Annotated in this window: 12 protein-coding genes; 6 read left to right on the forward strand and 6 right to left on the reverse strand. The window is 67.1% G+C overall.

All coding sequences use genetic code 11. From position 1 onward, the window contains the following. Nucleotides 1-160: 160 nt before the first annotated feature. The 3 genes from cofC to E3T28_RS12270 are packed head-to-tail and all read right to left on the reverse strand — an operon-like array spanning nucleotide 161 to nucleotide 2675. Nucleotides 161-817, reverse strand: a complete 657-nt coding sequence (cofC, locus tag E3T28_RS12260) for a 2-phospho-L-lactate guanylyltransferase (protein WP_134431606.1) — start codon at nucleotides 815-817, stop codon at nucleotides 161-163. Continuing rightward, entirely contained in the window at nucleotides 814-1671 is an 858-nt protein-coding gene (gene cofE, locus E3T28_RS12265) for a coenzyme F420-0:L-glutamate ligase (RefSeq protein ID WP_241979322.1), read from the reverse strand. Before cofE ends, cofC begins: the two co-directional genes overlap by 4 nt. Before the next feature lie 2 nt (nucleotides 1672-1673). After that, on the reverse strand, nucleotides 1674-2675 hold the full coding sequence (locus E3T28_RS12270; RefSeq protein WP_134431612.1) for a TIGR03557 family F420-dependent LLM class oxidoreductase: 1002 nt from the start codon (nucleotides 2673-2675) through the stop codon (nucleotides 1674-1676). Between the two features lie 123 nt (nucleotides 2676-2798). On the opposite strand from E3T28_RS12270, the gene E3T28_RS12275 reads away from it, so the two are divergent. The 3 genes from E3T28_RS12275 to putP all read left to right on the forward strand — a co-directional run bounded on the left by E3T28_RS12275 (nucleotide 2799) and on the right by putP (nucleotide 6006). Further along, nucleotides 2799-3635 carry an exodeoxyribonuclease III gene (locus E3T28_RS12275; RefSeq protein ID WP_134431615.1) on the forward strand — a complete coding sequence of 279 codons (837 nt, stop codon included), beginning with the start codon at nucleotides 2799-2801 and terminating at the stop codon, nucleotides 3633-3635. Between the two features lie 104 nt (nucleotides 3636-3739). Beyond that, a complete protein-coding gene (locus E3T28_RS12280; RefSeq protein WP_134431618.1) occupies nucleotides 3740-4369 on the forward strand; it encodes a putative antibiotic biosynthesis monooxygenase in 630 nt (209 codons plus the stop codon). 95 nt (nucleotides 4370-4464) lie between these two features. Then, entirely contained in the window at nucleotides 4465-6006 is a 1542-nt protein-coding gene (putP, locus tag E3T28_RS12285; RefSeq protein ID WP_134431621.1) for a sodium/proline symporter PutP, read from the forward strand. Nucleotides 6007-6044: 38 nt separating this feature from the next. On the opposite strand, the gene E3T28_RS12290 is transcribed toward putP, so the two are convergent. Further along, the gene (locus tag E3T28_RS12290; RefSeq protein ID WP_134431624.1) at nucleotides 6045-6338 is read right to left on the reverse strand and encodes a hypothetical protein; all 294 of its coding nucleotides are present in this window, start codon (nucleotides 6336-6338) and stop codon (nucleotides 6045-6047) included. A 245-nt stretch (nucleotides 6339-6583) separates the two neighbouring features. Here E3T28_RS12290 and E3T28_RS12295 point away from each other — a divergent pair, with 245 nt between their 5' ends. Together E3T28_RS12295 and E3T28_RS12300 are read left to right on the forward strand one after the other, a co-directional pair. Next, the gene (locus E3T28_RS12295) at nucleotides 6584-7951 is read left to right on the forward strand and encodes a hemolysin family protein (protein ID WP_134431731.1); all 1368 of its coding nucleotides are present in this window, start codon (nucleotides 6584-6586) and stop codon (nucleotides 7949-7951) included. Beyond that, on the forward strand, nucleotides 7944-8984 hold the full coding sequence (locus tag E3T28_RS12300; RefSeq protein ID WP_134431627.1) for a hemolysin family protein: 1041 nt from the start codon (nucleotides 7944-7946) through the stop codon (nucleotides 8982-8984). The genes E3T28_RS12295 and E3T28_RS12300 overlap by 8 nt, the downstream gene beginning before the upstream one ends. 289 nt (nucleotides 8985-9273) lie before the next feature. Here the strand turns inward: E3T28_RS12300 and E3T28_RS12305 are convergent, their stop codons facing one another. Next, nucleotides 9274-9891: a TetR/AcrR family transcriptional regulator gene (locus E3T28_RS12305; RefSeq protein WP_241979323.1), complete on the reverse strand. Its 618-nt coding sequence runs from the start codon at nucleotides 9889-9891 to the stop codon at nucleotides 9274-9276. Between the two features lie 167 nt (nucleotides 9892-10058). On the opposite strand from E3T28_RS12305, the gene E3T28_RS12310 reads away from it, so the two are divergent. Continuing rightward, nucleotides 10059-10760, forward strand: coding sequence for a DUF4386 domain-containing protein (locus tag E3T28_RS12310; protein ID WP_134431630.1), 702 nt, complete (start codon nucleotides 10059-10061; stop codon nucleotides 10758-10760). Between the two features lie 69 nt (nucleotides 10761-10829). Here E3T28_RS12310 and E3T28_RS12315 read toward each other — a convergent pair whose 3' ends face one another. After that, nucleotides 10830-13448 carry an AMP-binding protein gene (locus tag E3T28_RS12315; RefSeq protein ID WP_134431633.1) on the reverse strand — a complete coding sequence of 873 codons (2619 nt, stop codon included), beginning with the start codon at nucleotides 13446-13448 and terminating at the stop codon, nucleotides 10830-10832. Nucleotides 13449-13833 lie beyond the last annotated feature (385 nt).

Raw genomic sequence — 13833 nt, forward strand, 5'->3', positions numbered from 1 at the left:
GCAGCCCGAAACTCCGGGCTGAAGTGCTTGTGTTTCTCGTGTTCCATTTGTCTATCCAATCCTGAATTCAGGAGGACTGTCCGGAAACACTGGGTCACCCCAGCCCCGCTCAGGCGGCGTTTCCGAAGAATCTCCGGCTTTAGCGCTGCGGCCGGACCGGTCAGCGCGAGGCGGCCGCCCCGGGAGCTCCGTCGACGAGCAGCCGGGTGTGCGGCCCGAGGCCGAGGCGCTGCGCCACCGCGAGGTCGGCGGCGGTGTCCACGTCGTGACGGATCGAGACGGATGCCGGCAGCCCGAGCGGCACATGCCCGGCGGCCTCATGGGCGGCCCGGGACCCCACCCCGAAACGAGGTTCGATCGGGATTCCGGCGAGCGCGAGCAGGGTCGTGGTGCCGGCTCCGGCGGCATCGGGCACGAGACTGCGCTCCTGCCCGGCGGCGAGGCGCAGGGTGTGCTCGACATCCGCGGGCGTCAGCGCCGGCAGGTCGCCGGTCAGCACGGCCAGGTTCGCCTGCGGAAACGCCGCGCGGGCGACCAGCAGACCCTGCCGGATGGCCGCGTTCAGTGGATCGGTCGGCGCTGCCGAGGCGCGCACCGGGTCCTCGCGCACGATGTCGGCCCCGAGATCGGCGAGCCGGACCGCGAGTTCGCCGTCGCCGGTGACCACCAGAACCCGGTCGATGCCGCGCGCCGAGAGCAGAGCACCGACCGTGTCGAGCGCGAACGCATCCGCCAGCCCGGCCCGATCGGGCCGCTCGCCCAGCCGGCTCTTCGCCCCGGGGTTTCCCTTCACCGGCACGATCGCGACCCAGCTCATGGAGTGGCGGATGCCGCGGCCAGCCCCGCCGCGTACCCGTCGGCAAAACCCTCCGCGTGCGCCTCGGCGCTCCCCAGCCGGAACATGTCGTTCGCGCTCGGCCGCAGCAGCCGGGTCGCGCCGCGCGCGTCCACAGTGCCACCCGCAACCACAGAGCCGCGCGCGTCCACCTCGTCGAGCTCGCCCACGAGGCGCCCGAGCCCGCGCAGCACGGCCACGGGGTGGCCGCTGGTCTTGCCCTTCACGAGGTCGGCCGCGCCGGCGATCTCGTCTGCCACGGCGGCGACGGTGACGTCCAGGCGGCGGCCGAACGCGTCATCCGTGCCCCGCAGGTCGTCGAGCACGGCCACGCCGGCCGCGCCGATCGCGATGTCGGTCTGGCCTTCCCGCCAGGGGCGGCCGGCGGTGTCGGTGATGATCAGGCCGAGGCGCAGCCCGGTGCTCGTGCGCAGGGCCTGGCAGAGCGCGCGGGCGGAGGCGTCCGGGTCGACCGGCAGCAGCAGCACGGTGCCGTCGGGGGTGTTGCTCGCGTCGACGCCGGCCGCGGCCATCACGAGCCCCTGCCGGTTCTCGACGATGCGGGTGACCCCGCCCGGGAACGCGCGGGTCGCCACCACCCGCACGGTCTCGTCGGTGATCGCCTGCTCGCGGTCGGCGGCCGCGACCTGCCGGCCCTCGGCCTTGGACACGATCTTGCTGGTCACCGCGAGGATGTCCCCGTGCTCGAGCCGCGCGCCGGCCGCTCCCGCGATGAGCACGGCCAGGTCGTCGCCGGCCCCGACCTCACCGATGCCCTCGAGCACGAAGACGCTCAGCGCGCCGTCAGGCAGAGGCGCGGGAACCTGATCGGTCACGGCTAGCGCTTGAGCTTCGGCAGCACGTCGCGGCCGAACACGTCGATCCACTGGCGCTGGTTGCGGCCCACATTGTGCAGGTAGATGCGGTCGAAGCCGAGGTCGACGAACTTCTGGATGTACGCACGGTGGTCGTCGGGGTCGGCCGAGATGATCATGCGACCCTCGAAGTCCTCGGGGCGCACGAGCTTGGCGATCTGCTCGAATTCGAACGGTGAACGGATGTCCGCCTTCGGGAATTTCATTCCGCCGTTCGGCCACTCGACCAGCGCGTTCCGCATGGCCTCCTCGTCGGTCTCGGCCCAGCTCATGTGCAGCTGCAGCACCTTGGGCATCGTCGCCGGGTCCTTGCCGGCATCGCGGGCGCCGTCGTCGAACTTGCCGAACAGCATCGAGATCTTCTCCAGCGGGGCGCCGACCGTGATCAGGCCGTCGGCGTGCCGCCCGGCGCGCTTGGCGGTGACCGGGCCAGCAGTGGCGACGAGGATCTCCGGTGCCACCTCGGGCATGGTCCAGAGCCGGGTCGACTCGAGCTTGTAGAACTGGCCGGAGTGCTTGACGTCCTTGCCGGCGATCGACGCCGTGAACAGCTTCGAGATGATCTCGATGGCCTCGAACATGCGGTTGATCCGCTCGGGGGCTTCCGGCCAGTACTCGCCCACGATGTGTTCGTTGAGCGCTTCGCCGGAGCCGAGGCCGAGCCAGTGCCGACCGGGGTACATCGAGGCGAGGGTCGCCGAGGCCTGCGCCACCATGGCCGGGTGCCACCGGAACGTGGGCGCGGTGACGCCGGGGCCGAGATCGCCCTTCGTGCGCTCACCGATCGCGGCGAGCACGCTCCAGACGAAGGAGGACTCACCCTGGGCGGGCACCCACGGCTGGAAGTGGTCGGCCGCCATCACCCCGGTGAACCCGTGCTCCTCGGCGTAGGCCGAGAGGGCCACCGCTTCCGCGGGGGCGAACTGCTCCAGCATCGCCGCATAGCCGATCTGCAAATCCGTCATGGGTACCGCCCTGCCTTCTCGTCGTTGGCCCCAATCCTGTCACTTCCGCCTCCAAGAATTCCCGCTCCCCCTCCCGGGACCCCCGGCATCCGTCGCCGGGCATCCGTCAAATAGGCTGGGCGCATGCGCATCGCCACCTGGAACGTCAACTCCATCCGTGCACGAGTCGGCCGAGTCGTCGACTGGATGGTGCGCGAGGACATCGACGTGCTCGCCATGCAGGAGATCAAGTGCAAGCCCGAGCAGTTCCCTGCGCAGGCGTTCGAGGACGCCGGCTACGAGCTCGCCATCCACGGCATCAGCCAGTGGAACGGCGTGGCGTTCGCGAGCCGCCACGAGATGACGGATGTCGAAACCGGCTTCCCCGGCATGCCCGGCTTCCTGAAGGGTCAGGAGGGTCCCGGCCTGCCGCTCGAGGCCCGGGCGCTCGGCGTCACGGTGGAGGACCTGCGGTTGTGGAGCCTGTACGTCCCGAACGGACGCGCTCTGGGCGACCCGCACCTCGCCTACAAGCTGGACTGGCTCGAGCGCCTGCGCGCGCACGCCCACGACGAACTGGCCCGCGACCCGCAGCTGGCCCTCGCACTGATGGGCGATTGGAACGTGGCCCCGTTCGACACCGACATGGGCGATCCGAGCTTCGTTCCCGGCCAATCGACCCACATCTCCGAGCCCGAGCGGGCCGCGTTCCACGCCTTCGAGGCGGAGGGGATCCTCGATGTCGTGCGCCCGCTGGCGCCGGAGGGCTTCACCTTCTGGGACTACAAGCAGCTGCGATTCCCCCGCAACGAGGGCCTGCGGATCGACTTCGTCCTCGGCTCCCCCGCGTTCGCCGATCTGGTGACCGCTGCGAGCATCCACCGCAATGAGCGCAAGGGCGATGCCCCGAGCGACCACGTGCCCGTGGTCGTGGAGCTGGCCCTCGAGGGCGAGGACGACGACCGCCCGATGATCTTCTAGCCGTCCTCGGTTGCACCCGGCCGGCGGAGCGCAACGAGCGGAGCGCAACGAGCCGGAAACGAGACGGCAACGGCGCGAGCGAGTGCGGCGGCGATACTTGCACAATGTCTTCCGCACCCACAGGGAAAGCCACGGGAACGCCTCAAGCGCTCCCCGCGACCTCCGTCACCGTTTCCGTCACCCGTCGCGTCGAGCCGACCCGAATCCCTGAGGCCACCCGCTGGGCTCAACGGGGCATGGACCTGGCCAGCGACTTCCCGGGCTTCCTCGGCTCGGGCTGGGTGCGCGCCACCGCCGATTCCCTCAGCTGGCACATGCTCTACCGATTCGCGAACTCCGACCTGCTGGACGCCTGGGAGGGCTCCGAGGAGCGGGCGCACTGGCTGATCGACGGCCATGACCTCATCCTCGATGCCCGCGTGGAGAAGCGCACGGGCATCGAGGGCTGGTTCGACGCCCCGGTGTCCGACGACGACGACATCGACGCCCCGCCATCGTTCCAGGTGCCGCGCTGGAAGCAGGCCGTGAGCATCGGCCTGGGTTTCTTCCCCTCGAATCTGGCCTTCACCCTGCTCGCGACCTGGCTCATCCCGGGGTGGCATGACGTGGACATCCTGCCCAAGATCCTGATCACGACGTTCGTCATGGCGCCGGCCATGACCTTCCTCGTCATGCCCCAGATCACCCGGATGCTGCGTCCCTGGCTGCAGCGACGGCCCGCGGCGCCCCGTTAAGGGGGTCCCTCTTTGTCTGTGATACTTATCCCCTGCACCGCCCGCACTCCGGGCATCCGAATGCCGCACCCCGGGCATCCGAATAAAGGAATCCAATGACGGATCAGACTTTCCAGCTAGTGGCGATTACCCTGTACCTCGCCGCCATGATCGCGATCGGCTGGTTCGCCTTCCGGCAGACCAAGGATCTCGACGACTACATGCTGGCGGGCCGCGGCCTGACACCCGCCACTGCGGCGCTGAGCGCCGGCGCTTCGGACATGTCCGGCTGGCTCCTGCTGGGCCTCCCCGGCGCCATCTACGTGTCCGGCCTGGTGGAGGCGTGGATCGCCATCGGCTTGACCATCGGCGCCTGGCTGAACTGGAAGTTCGTGGCCCCGCGACTGCGTTCGTACACCCACGTCGCCAACAACTCGATCACCATCCCGAGCTTCTTCGAGAACCGGCTCAGGGACAAGTCACGCCTGCTCCGCTCGGTCTCCGGCGTGATCATCCTCGTGTTCTTCACGTTCTACGTCTCCTCCGGCATGGTCGCCGGCGGCGTATTCTTCGAGAACTCCTTCGGCTCCACCTTCCTGGTCGGGATGCTGATCGTCGCCGGGGTCACCCTGCTCTACACGCTGTTCGGCGGGTTCCTCGGCGCCACCCTCACTGACGTGGCCCAGGGCATCCTGATGCTCGTCGCGCTCATCGTCGTCCCAGTGGTGGCCCTCAACGCCACCGGCGGTTTCACCGCCACCCTCGACTCCCTTCGCGAGGTCAACCCCGACCTGCTCTCACTGACCGCCGGCGGATCCGTTTTGGGCGTTATCTCCGCCGCAGCCTGGGGCCTCGGCTACGTCGGCCAGCCGCATATCATCGTGCGTTTCATGGCCTTGCGCACGGCCCAGGACGCCAAGGCCGGCCGCCGGATCGGCATCGGCTGGATGATCCTCACCGCACTCGGGGCCATCGCCACCGGACTGATCGGCATCGCCTACTTCCAGCAGAACCCCAACGTGACTCTGTCGAACCCGGAAACGGTCTTCCTGCTGCTGTCGCAGATTCTGTTCCACCCGTTCGTTGCCGGCCTGGTACTGGCCGCCGTACTCGCCGCCATCATGAGCACCATCTCGTCGCAGCTGATCGTCTGCTCCTCGGCGCTGGTCGAGGATCTGTACAAGATCGTGGGCAAGAAGGACGCGTCCCCGAAGCAGCTGATCATGCTCGGACGTCTCGGCGTGCTGCTCGTCGCGCTCGTCGCCGGACTGATCGCACTGAACCGCGATGCGACCATCCTCGAGCTGGTCGGGTTCGCCTGGGCCGGTTTTGGTGCTGCGTTCGGCCCGGTGGTCATTCTCTCCTTGTACTGGAGGAAGCTCTCCACCTGGGGCGCACTGGCCTCCATGGTCACCGGCGCGGTCGTCGTCTTCGCGTGGGGCAACTCCCCGCTGAGCGCCACCATGTACGAGATCGTCCCGGGTTTCATCGCCAGCCTGCTGGTTGCCGTGGCCGTCTCGCTGGCCACCTACAAGGCGTCCGCAGAGATCGACGCCGAATTCGATCTCGCCGTGGCACAGGCCCACGACGACTACGTGGCGCCCGCGGTGCCCACGGTCTCCGCGGCCGCGGCGACCGGGGCAGCACGCACCCAGTAGCGCCCCAGCATCAGGGGGCATCAGGGGCATCCGGGGCATCAGCGGGGCGGTTTGGACATCCCGAACTCGTTCACCGGATGCCCTGGGGGCTCGGGTTTGTGTTCTGCCGGGCAGTTCAGAATCGCGTTCGGGGTGGAGTGATCGATGCTGTGCTCGGCCATCGGCCTGCCGCACACCGGACATACCGCCTCACCGATTCTCGTCACGACCGCATCGTACGGCCCCACATTCGCCGGGCCCATCGCGCGCACCAGCTTGCCGTTCATCCGGTCGATGAAGTGCACGTATCGGGCGCCCAGGCCGTGCCCGTGGGCACCAGTGTCCTCTTTCATGTCGACAGGGTAACCCCCTGTCGCACCCGGGAACAGGCGCGCCGCCCAGCAGTTCGAGCGGCGCCATCACCGCGGCCGGCACGACGATTCCCGTCGCCGCGACGAGGGCCCCGGCGACCACCGGCATTTTCCCAGCCTCGGTCGCAGATCGGCCGGTAGTCTAGCTGGCCTAATGGACCCTGATAAACCTTCGCCCATCCAGCCGCACCTCGACATCCCGCCTGTGAATCCGAGAGGGTCACATGCTGTTTGAGTGGGCGATGGTGGGGGTCGGACTTCTCCTCACCGTTGGAACGGGCATCTTCGTCGCCGCCGAGTTCTCCCTGGTCACCCTGAACCGTAACGAGCTCGAGGCCCGCCGCGAACGCGGCGAGAAGCGCCTCGGCCCGACCATCAAGGCCCTGAAGATCACCTCCACGCACCTGTCCAGCGCGCAACTCGGCATCACGCTGACCACGCTGCTGACCGGGTTCACCTTCGAGCCCGCGATCAGCACGCTGCTGGCCGGGCCGCTCACCGGCGCCGGCGTGCCCGAGGGCCTCGTGCCCGTGCTCGGCACCATCATCGCGATCTCTGTGGCCACCCTGTTCTCCATGGTGATCGGCGAGCTCGTGCCGAAGAACTTCGCCCTGGCCGTGCCGCTGGCCACCGCCAAGATCGTGGTGCCCCCGCAGGCCGTGTTCACCGCCGTGTTCAAGCCCGTCATCCTGCTCTTCAACAACACCGCCAACGCCCTGATCCGCCTGGTCGGCATCGAGCCGAAGGAGGAGCTCTCGGGTGCCCGCAGCGCCGAGGAACTCAGCTTCCTCGTGCGCCGGTCGGCACTCGAGGGTGTGCTCGACAACGACCACGCTGCCATGCTGCACCGCACCCTGCGGTTCGCCGACCACTCCGCCGCCGACGTGATGACCCCTCGGGTACGGATGTCGTCGGTCAAGGTCACAGACACCGCTGCGAGCATCGTGGCCCTGTCCACGGCCACCGGCTATTCCCGTTTTCCCGTGATCGACAGGGATTCCGACGACATCGTCGGGGTGCTGCACGTCAAGGCGGCCTTCGCGGTCGCACTGGACCGGCGCGACCGGGTCACCGCCGACGACCTGAAGGTGGAAGCACTGCGCGTGCCCGAGTCGATGGCCGTCGACACGCTCCTCGGGATGCTGCGCAAGCAGGGCTTCCAGATCGCGGTCGTCGCGGACGAATACGGCGGAACGGCCGGCATCGTCACCCTCGAGGACCTGGTCGAGGAACTCGTGGGCGAGTTGGAAGACGAGCACGACCGGGCCCGTGCCGGCGTCATCCGTTCGGGCCGTTCGGTCACGTTCGACGCCGATTGGCGGCCGGACGAACTTTTCGACCGGGTCGGCGTGACCGTGCCCGAGGACGGTGACTACGACACGGTCGGCGGTTTCATCGCCGACCAGCTCGACCGCATTCCGGAGCTCGGCGACGAGGTCCCCGTCGACGGCGGCATCCTCCGCATCGAACGGGTCGACGGCGTGCGCGTCCAGCGCCTGCGCTACACCCCGTCGGACCCGGAGCATGACCCGAGACTGGCCACCCCGCACGACCGAATCGGCACCCGAATCCAGAAGGACCTGATCCATGAGTGAGTACTGGCCGGGCCTGATCTGGCTCGTCGTGCTGTTGATCGTCAACGCGTTCTTCGTAGGGGCCGAGTTCGCCGTGATCTCGGCCCGCCGGTCGCAGATCGAGCCACTGGCCGCGCGCGGCAGCAAGGCCGCAAAGACCACCCTCTGGGCGATGGAACACGCCACCCTGATGCTGGCGACCAGCCAGCTGGGCATCACCGTGTGTTCGCTGCTCATCCTGAACGTCTCCGAGCCGGCCATCCACCACCTTCTCGAGATCCCGCTGGGCCTGACCGGGCTCTCCGCGGGTGCGATCAGCCTGATCGCGTTCGGAATCGCGCTCGCGCTGGTGACCTTCCTGCACGTGGTGTTCGGCGAGATGGTTCCCAAGAACATCTCCTTCTCCGTGCCCGACCGCGCCGCGCTCCTCCTGGCGCCGCCGCTCGTGCTCGTGGCCCGCATCTTCAGCCCGGTGATCGTCAGCCTCAACTGGCTGGCGAACGGGGTTCTGCGCCTGTTCAAGGTGCAGCCGAAGAACGAGGCGACCAGCGCGTTCACCCTCGACGAGGTGGCCGGCATCGTGGAGCAGTCCACCCGTGAGGGCCTGCTGTCGGATGCCTCAGGCACCCTCTCCGCCGCGTTCGAGTTCACCTCGAAGCGAGTCTCCGACGTGGAGGTGCCGATCGGCGACATGGTCTGCCTGCCGGCGTCCGCGTCGCCCGCCGACATCCAGCGGGCGGTCGCCCGCCACGGGTACTCGCGCTACATCCTCACCGACGATGACGGTGAGCCGTCCGGCTACCTGCACCTCAAGGACGTGATGGACCTCACCTCCGGGAGCAGGTTCACGGAGCCGGTACCGGCCAAGCGCATCCGTCGCCTGGCGTCCGTGTTCCGGGGCAGCGAACTCGAGGACGCCCTGGCGTCGATGCGTCGCCTCGGCGCGCACGTGGCCACGTCGTTCGACGCCGACGGGGTGGCCACGGGCGTGCTGTTCCTCGAGGACATCATCGAGGAACTCGTCGGCCAGGTCGACGACGCCACCACGGTGTAGGTGACGGCCGGGGCGCCGAGTTTCACCCGATTTCTGGTGCATCCGGAGACGGGGGCTGTCGGTGGGCCGGGATCGGTACGCGGTGCCGGAGGACCTGAAACGGTTCCTTTGGGTGCGGGACAAGACCTGCCGGTTCCCGGGCTGCCACAACCGGCCACGGTCATCCGCTCGGCGTCGACCAACGCGACGACCGAAGCGACGGCCAGAGCGACGGCCAAAGCGACGCCGAAGCCCGCCGCCCCCGGAGTCCGACTCGGAAGCTGCAGCCGAGGCCGCGCCGTTCTGAGGGCTAGTCGGTGTCTCGCAGGGTCTCGAGTCCGTCGAGCATGAGGTCGAGCCCGACCAGGAACTCGTCCCCGTAAAAGTATCCGGGCTTCAACACGTGGTCTGCCAAGAGCTCGGCCAGGTACGGGTACTCGCTTGTGGGCAGCTGCGCCAGCATGACCGCGGCCATCGCTGCCGTTTCTTCCGGCGTGGTGAAGGGCAGACTCTTCTCCTGCATCGCGAACCCGTAGATATAGCTGTCGACAGCCGAGAACGCGTGGGCCGTCTTCTCAACCGAGAAACCGCCGTTGCGGAAGGTTCCGATCACCCGGTCGTGGTGCCGGAGGGTGGCCGGTCCCGGGTTGGTTCCGGAGTCACGCACAGTTGTCGCCCATGAATGACGGGCGAGGACCTCCCGGAATGAGATCGACCGCTTTCGGATGGCCGGCTTCCACTCGTCGCTGTGTGACGGCAATGCGATCTCGCCGAAGATCGCATCAGCCATGGCGTCGATGAGGTCATCCTTGTTGGCCACATGGTTATAGATCGACATGGCCTCAACGTTCAGGTCTTCACCCAGACGCCGCATGGTGAGGCCCTCGAGCCCCCCAGCGTCGGCGAGACGCACGGCGGCCGCGATCACCCGCTCACGGTTCAACCGAACTCGGGGTGAGGGCCCTGCTTCCCGTGGTGCTGCCAAGTTTCTCTCCTGCACTCGTCTCCGTTGACAAACCTTACCACGTACGTATAACTTACTTACATTATAAACATACGCCGTAAGTTTTCTCCGACATCGTAAGGACCCGAGCCATGACCACTCAACTTCGCCCCTCGCCCCCCGCCCCGGCACAGGCGTTCACCCTCAACCCCTCCCGCTGGTCCCAGCGAACCGGAGCCCTCCTGGCGGGCACCGCCATCACGGCCATGGTGTTCCTCTCGGTCTTCGGCTATTTCATCGCCATCAACGGCCTTGTGACCGTCGGTGATGAGGCGAAGACGACCGCCGCGATCTCCGCCTCGCCGGGACTGTGGCTCGCCGGGATCGGCGCATTGTGTGTCGTAGCCGTGCTGGACATTGTCGCCGCCGCCGGTACCTACGCGCTCTTCAAGCCCGTCAACAACGCTCTCTCCGTTGTTGCCGGGCTGACGAGGACCGCTTACGCCGTGTGGTTGATGGTCGCGCTCAGCCGACTCCTGCTCGCGTTCACCACCCTCGACACCCCCGACGCGGCGCTGGCCGACATCGAGTCGTTCTCGTCGATCTGGAACACCGCCCTGGGCCTGTTCGGGGTGCATCTCCTCCTGATCGCCTACCTGGCGATCCGCTCCGGCTTCATGCCGAAGATCTTCGGAATCCTGATCGGCATCGCCGGAATCGGTTACATTGCCGACCTCATCGGCCTGGTCGTCCTCCCCGGCTTCACCCCGACCTTCGGCCTGTTCGGGTTCGTCGGCGAGACCGCCATGATCTTCTGGCTGCTCATCGGGGCCCGGCGTCTCCCGCGGTTCTGACCACCCCCGACCTCGCCCCGAACCGTGCCCCGCTCATCCAGCCCAAACTCATCGCCGGAAGCGATGCGCTCATCGATTCCGGCCGCGACCGGTCGATGTTCGTGTCGCGAATACATGGGTCAATAGCTTGCGGGGCGCGACCGCCGGACGACGGGTCCACCTAGTGCTCAGTGCGGAATACCCTCGCCAGGCGAGGATACCCACTGCGAAGGAGGCAAGTGTGGCGAGCAGCGGTACGTCGTCCCCGAGAAGCGTGAGGACCTGCCAATGGACGAGATAGATGAACAACGATGCCGAGGCCACAACGCCCAGCACCGGCACCAGAATCCGCGGGAGGGGCACGGCCGGAATCCAGAGCAGAAGAAGAAGTCCCCCGATCGTGATCGCCTCGCGCGCCGGGTCGCCGAAGAAGCCCGGAACGGAGAGCACGACGATCGCCGAACTCAGCACCCGCCGCTTGACGTCCGTGGAACGCGCGATGAGCCATCCGAGAGCTATGAGCCAGAGCACGATCGGCAGCGAATACCGTTCGGTCGGTCCTGCCTCGACTCCTCCGACCAGCAGCAGTCGAAGCAGAAGCGCCCCCGCAAAGAAGAACGCAGCGAAGACGAAGGGGTATCGGCGTTCGATCCGGTCGAGCTGGGGCACGCAGAAGAGAAGCGCCAAGCCAAGGATCGCCCACACGACGGATTCCAGGAACCAGTACTGCCACTGCACCGTCCAGCGTTCGTCGCCACCGAGCAGGTTGTGCAGCATGAAGACCGTCGCGGGTTCATACATCCCGCCGATCAGGGCCACTCCACCGATCCACAGCACGGCCGGGACGAAGATCTGGACGGCGCTGCGAACCAGCTTTCCGAGACGCACTGGCCGAGGCACATCGGCGAACTGGAATCGGGCCAGGTTATAGCCGAGGATTCCGAGCAACAGGTGAGCACCACCCTGCACGTGGAAGAGGGTGGCGTGCGTCCCCACGATGAGCGTGATGGCGATGGCCCTCAGCAATACGGATGTCTCCATGCGCGCCAGGGACCGTCGGGGCCGCGCCCCGGACGGTACGTTTCCGTGACCGGCCAACTCCCGGGCCGATTTCGCGGGCCAATCCCTGGGGAGCATGCCGAGCATCTGCTCGAGCCGCACCGAGACCTCGACGTAACTGAGCGAGTCACCGTGCAGCGTGACGAAGCTGTCGTCAACGATCGCATCCGGGCGGTCAAGAAGGGTTGAGTAGAGCGCCCGAATATTTTCCGCCGTCACGGTGCCTGGGCGATCCACCAGCGGAACATTTCGCTCGAGGAGCGCCGCCTCCCGAAGCAGACTCGCGGTGTCCGGCTTGCCGCTGGACGTCAGGGGGAACGCCTCGATGCGGTGCACCCGGACGATGTGTGCGGGCAAGCCAAGCGCCTCCGCGGCGATCGGCGCGACAAGCCCGAGGGCCCACCGCTCTCGAACGAAGACCACGAGGCGTTCCTCCAGATTCACCGCCCTCGCTTCGACACCGTCATCGCCCAGGAGCTGTTCGACCCGGTCGAGGTCGATCCGCAGGCCGTATATCTTGACGAAGCGACTGCTCCGGCCGACGATTTCGAAGAGTCCGTCGTCGTGCTGGCGGGCCAGATCGCCGGTTCGCAGATCTTTCACTGTCGGTCCGGCGGCGAGTTCCTCCGGGCTCTCCGCGTAGCCCATCATGACGTTCGGCCCGGTGTACACGAGGTTGCCGACCGAGTCCTCGTCGGCGTCATCGATGCGGAACTGCCCGCCCGGTATCGGGATTCCGATGGATTCAGGCCGGGTCGCCGCCAACTCCGGCGGCAGGTAGGCCATCCGTGCGGTCGCCTCTGTCTGTCCATACATAACGACGAAATCGAATCCACGCTCCTGCCCCATCCGGGCGTAGTCGCGCACCCGGTCGGGGCCGAGCCGGCCGCCGGCCTGCGTGATGTAGCGCAGGCTCGAATGTTGGCGCCCAGCGAACCCGGTCGAATCGAGAAGGTCGAAGGTGTGGGGAACACCGGCGAAAGAGGTGGCCCCTGCCGCATCGAACTCGCTCCAGAATGCAGGCTCGACCACCGAACGCTCGGTGAGGAGCAGGCTCGCCCCGGAGATCAGGTGGCTGTTCAGGACTGAGAGCCCGTAGCAGTAATGCATCGGCAGGGTTGTGGCGGCCCTGTCTTGCGTGGTCAGGGCGAGGTATTCGGCGATGCTCTTCGCGTTGCTGCGCACATTCCCGCGTGACAGCCGAACGAGTTTCGGCGATCCTGTCGAGCCCGAGGTGCTGAGCAGCAGTGCCAGCTCAGGGTGCAACGTGTGCCGGCTTCCGTCGCGTCGCTCCTCGAGACGCCATTCGCTACCGACGGGTGCCAAAATCACGTCAGGGTCGTAACGCTCAATGAGCCCGTTCCTGTTCCGCTCCTGGCTCGGCTCGTCCCCGTCTCCTGCAACGAGGAGGACTGGATGGCCCGCCGCGAGCGCGGCGAGATATGTCACCAGAGGCTCCAGGGCGTTCGCACACGACACCATGACGAGTCGGCGGCCGTCTCCCAATGATTCCTGCCGGTCACGGACCAGTGCGTCCAGTTCGGCGTAGGTTATGGTTTCATTCGCGGTCACAAGGGCAGTCGCGGAGGGATCTCCGGAGAAGAGCCTCAGAGCCTCAGAACCACCCGCCGGGTCGCGTTGGGTGCTCATGAGTGGTTCTACCGCGCATAACGTTGCGGGTGGGAATGCTTCATTTGTTTTGTCGGTGCGCACGGCTGTCTCTGGTCGAAATTTCACCCGCAGGTAGTTCAGGTAAGGCTAACCTTAGTTCAAAGTTCGGCCGGATATACGGACACTAATGTGGCATCCATCTCCAGCGAGCGACGGGAGGTGGATCCTCTGGTCCCAGATCATCGGGCCAAATCATGGGGCCACGCCGTGGCCGCGAGCGGTAGACGACCAACTCATCAAACGGCGTCGATCTATGAAGCGTGATTCCTGCCCCGATGGATGACATTCCGTCCACCTGCACACCCATCACCCGGGCTCGGGCCGTCGGTATCCCGCGGTCCCAGATTCGTGCGCTCACGGTGAT

Source organism: Cryobacterium sinapicolor (assembly GCF_004403465.1).
In the GTDB taxonomy this organism is placed as follows: Bacteria; Actinomycetota; Actinomycetes; order Actinomycetales; family Microbacteriaceae; genus Cryobacterium; species Cryobacterium sinapicolor.

Bases quoted from the DNA above. Each gene is read 5' to 3' on its own strand.
- cofC (WP_134431606.1), bottom strand. From the start codon at position 817: ATGAGCTGGGTCGCGATCGTGCCGGTGAAGGGAAACCCCGGGGCGAAG.
- E3T28_RS12270 (WP_134431612.1), bottom strand. From the start codon at position 2,675: ATGACGGATTTGCAGATCGGCTATGCGGCGATGCTGGAGCAGTTCGCC.
- E3T28_RS12275 (WP_134431615.1), top strand. From the start codon at position 2,799: ATGCGCATCGCCACCTGGAACGTCAACTCCATCCGTGCACGAGTCGGC.
- E3T28_RS12280 (WP_134431618.1), top strand. From the start codon at position 3,740: ATGTCTTCCGCACCCACAGGGAAAGCCACGGGAACGCCTCAAGCGCTC.
- putP (WP_134431621.1), top strand. From the start codon at position 4,465: ATGACGGATCAGACTTTCCAGCTAGTGGCGATTACCCTGTACCTCGCC.
- E3T28_RS12290 (WP_134431624.1), bottom strand. From the start codon at position 6,338: ATGAAAGAGGACACTGGTGCCCACGGGCACGGCCTGGGCGCCCGATAC.
- E3T28_RS12300 (WP_134431627.1), top strand. From the start codon at position 7,944: ATGAGTGAGTACTGGCCGGGCCTGATCTGGCTCGTCGTGCTGTTGATC.
- E3T28_RS12310 (WP_134431630.1), top strand. From the start codon at position 10,059: ATGACCACTCAACTTCGCCCCTCGCCCCCCGCCCCGGCACAGGCGTTC.
- E3T28_RS12315 (WP_134431633.1), bottom strand. From the start codon at position 13,448: ATGAGCACCCAACGCGACCCGGCGGGTGGTTCTGAGGCTCTGAGGCTC.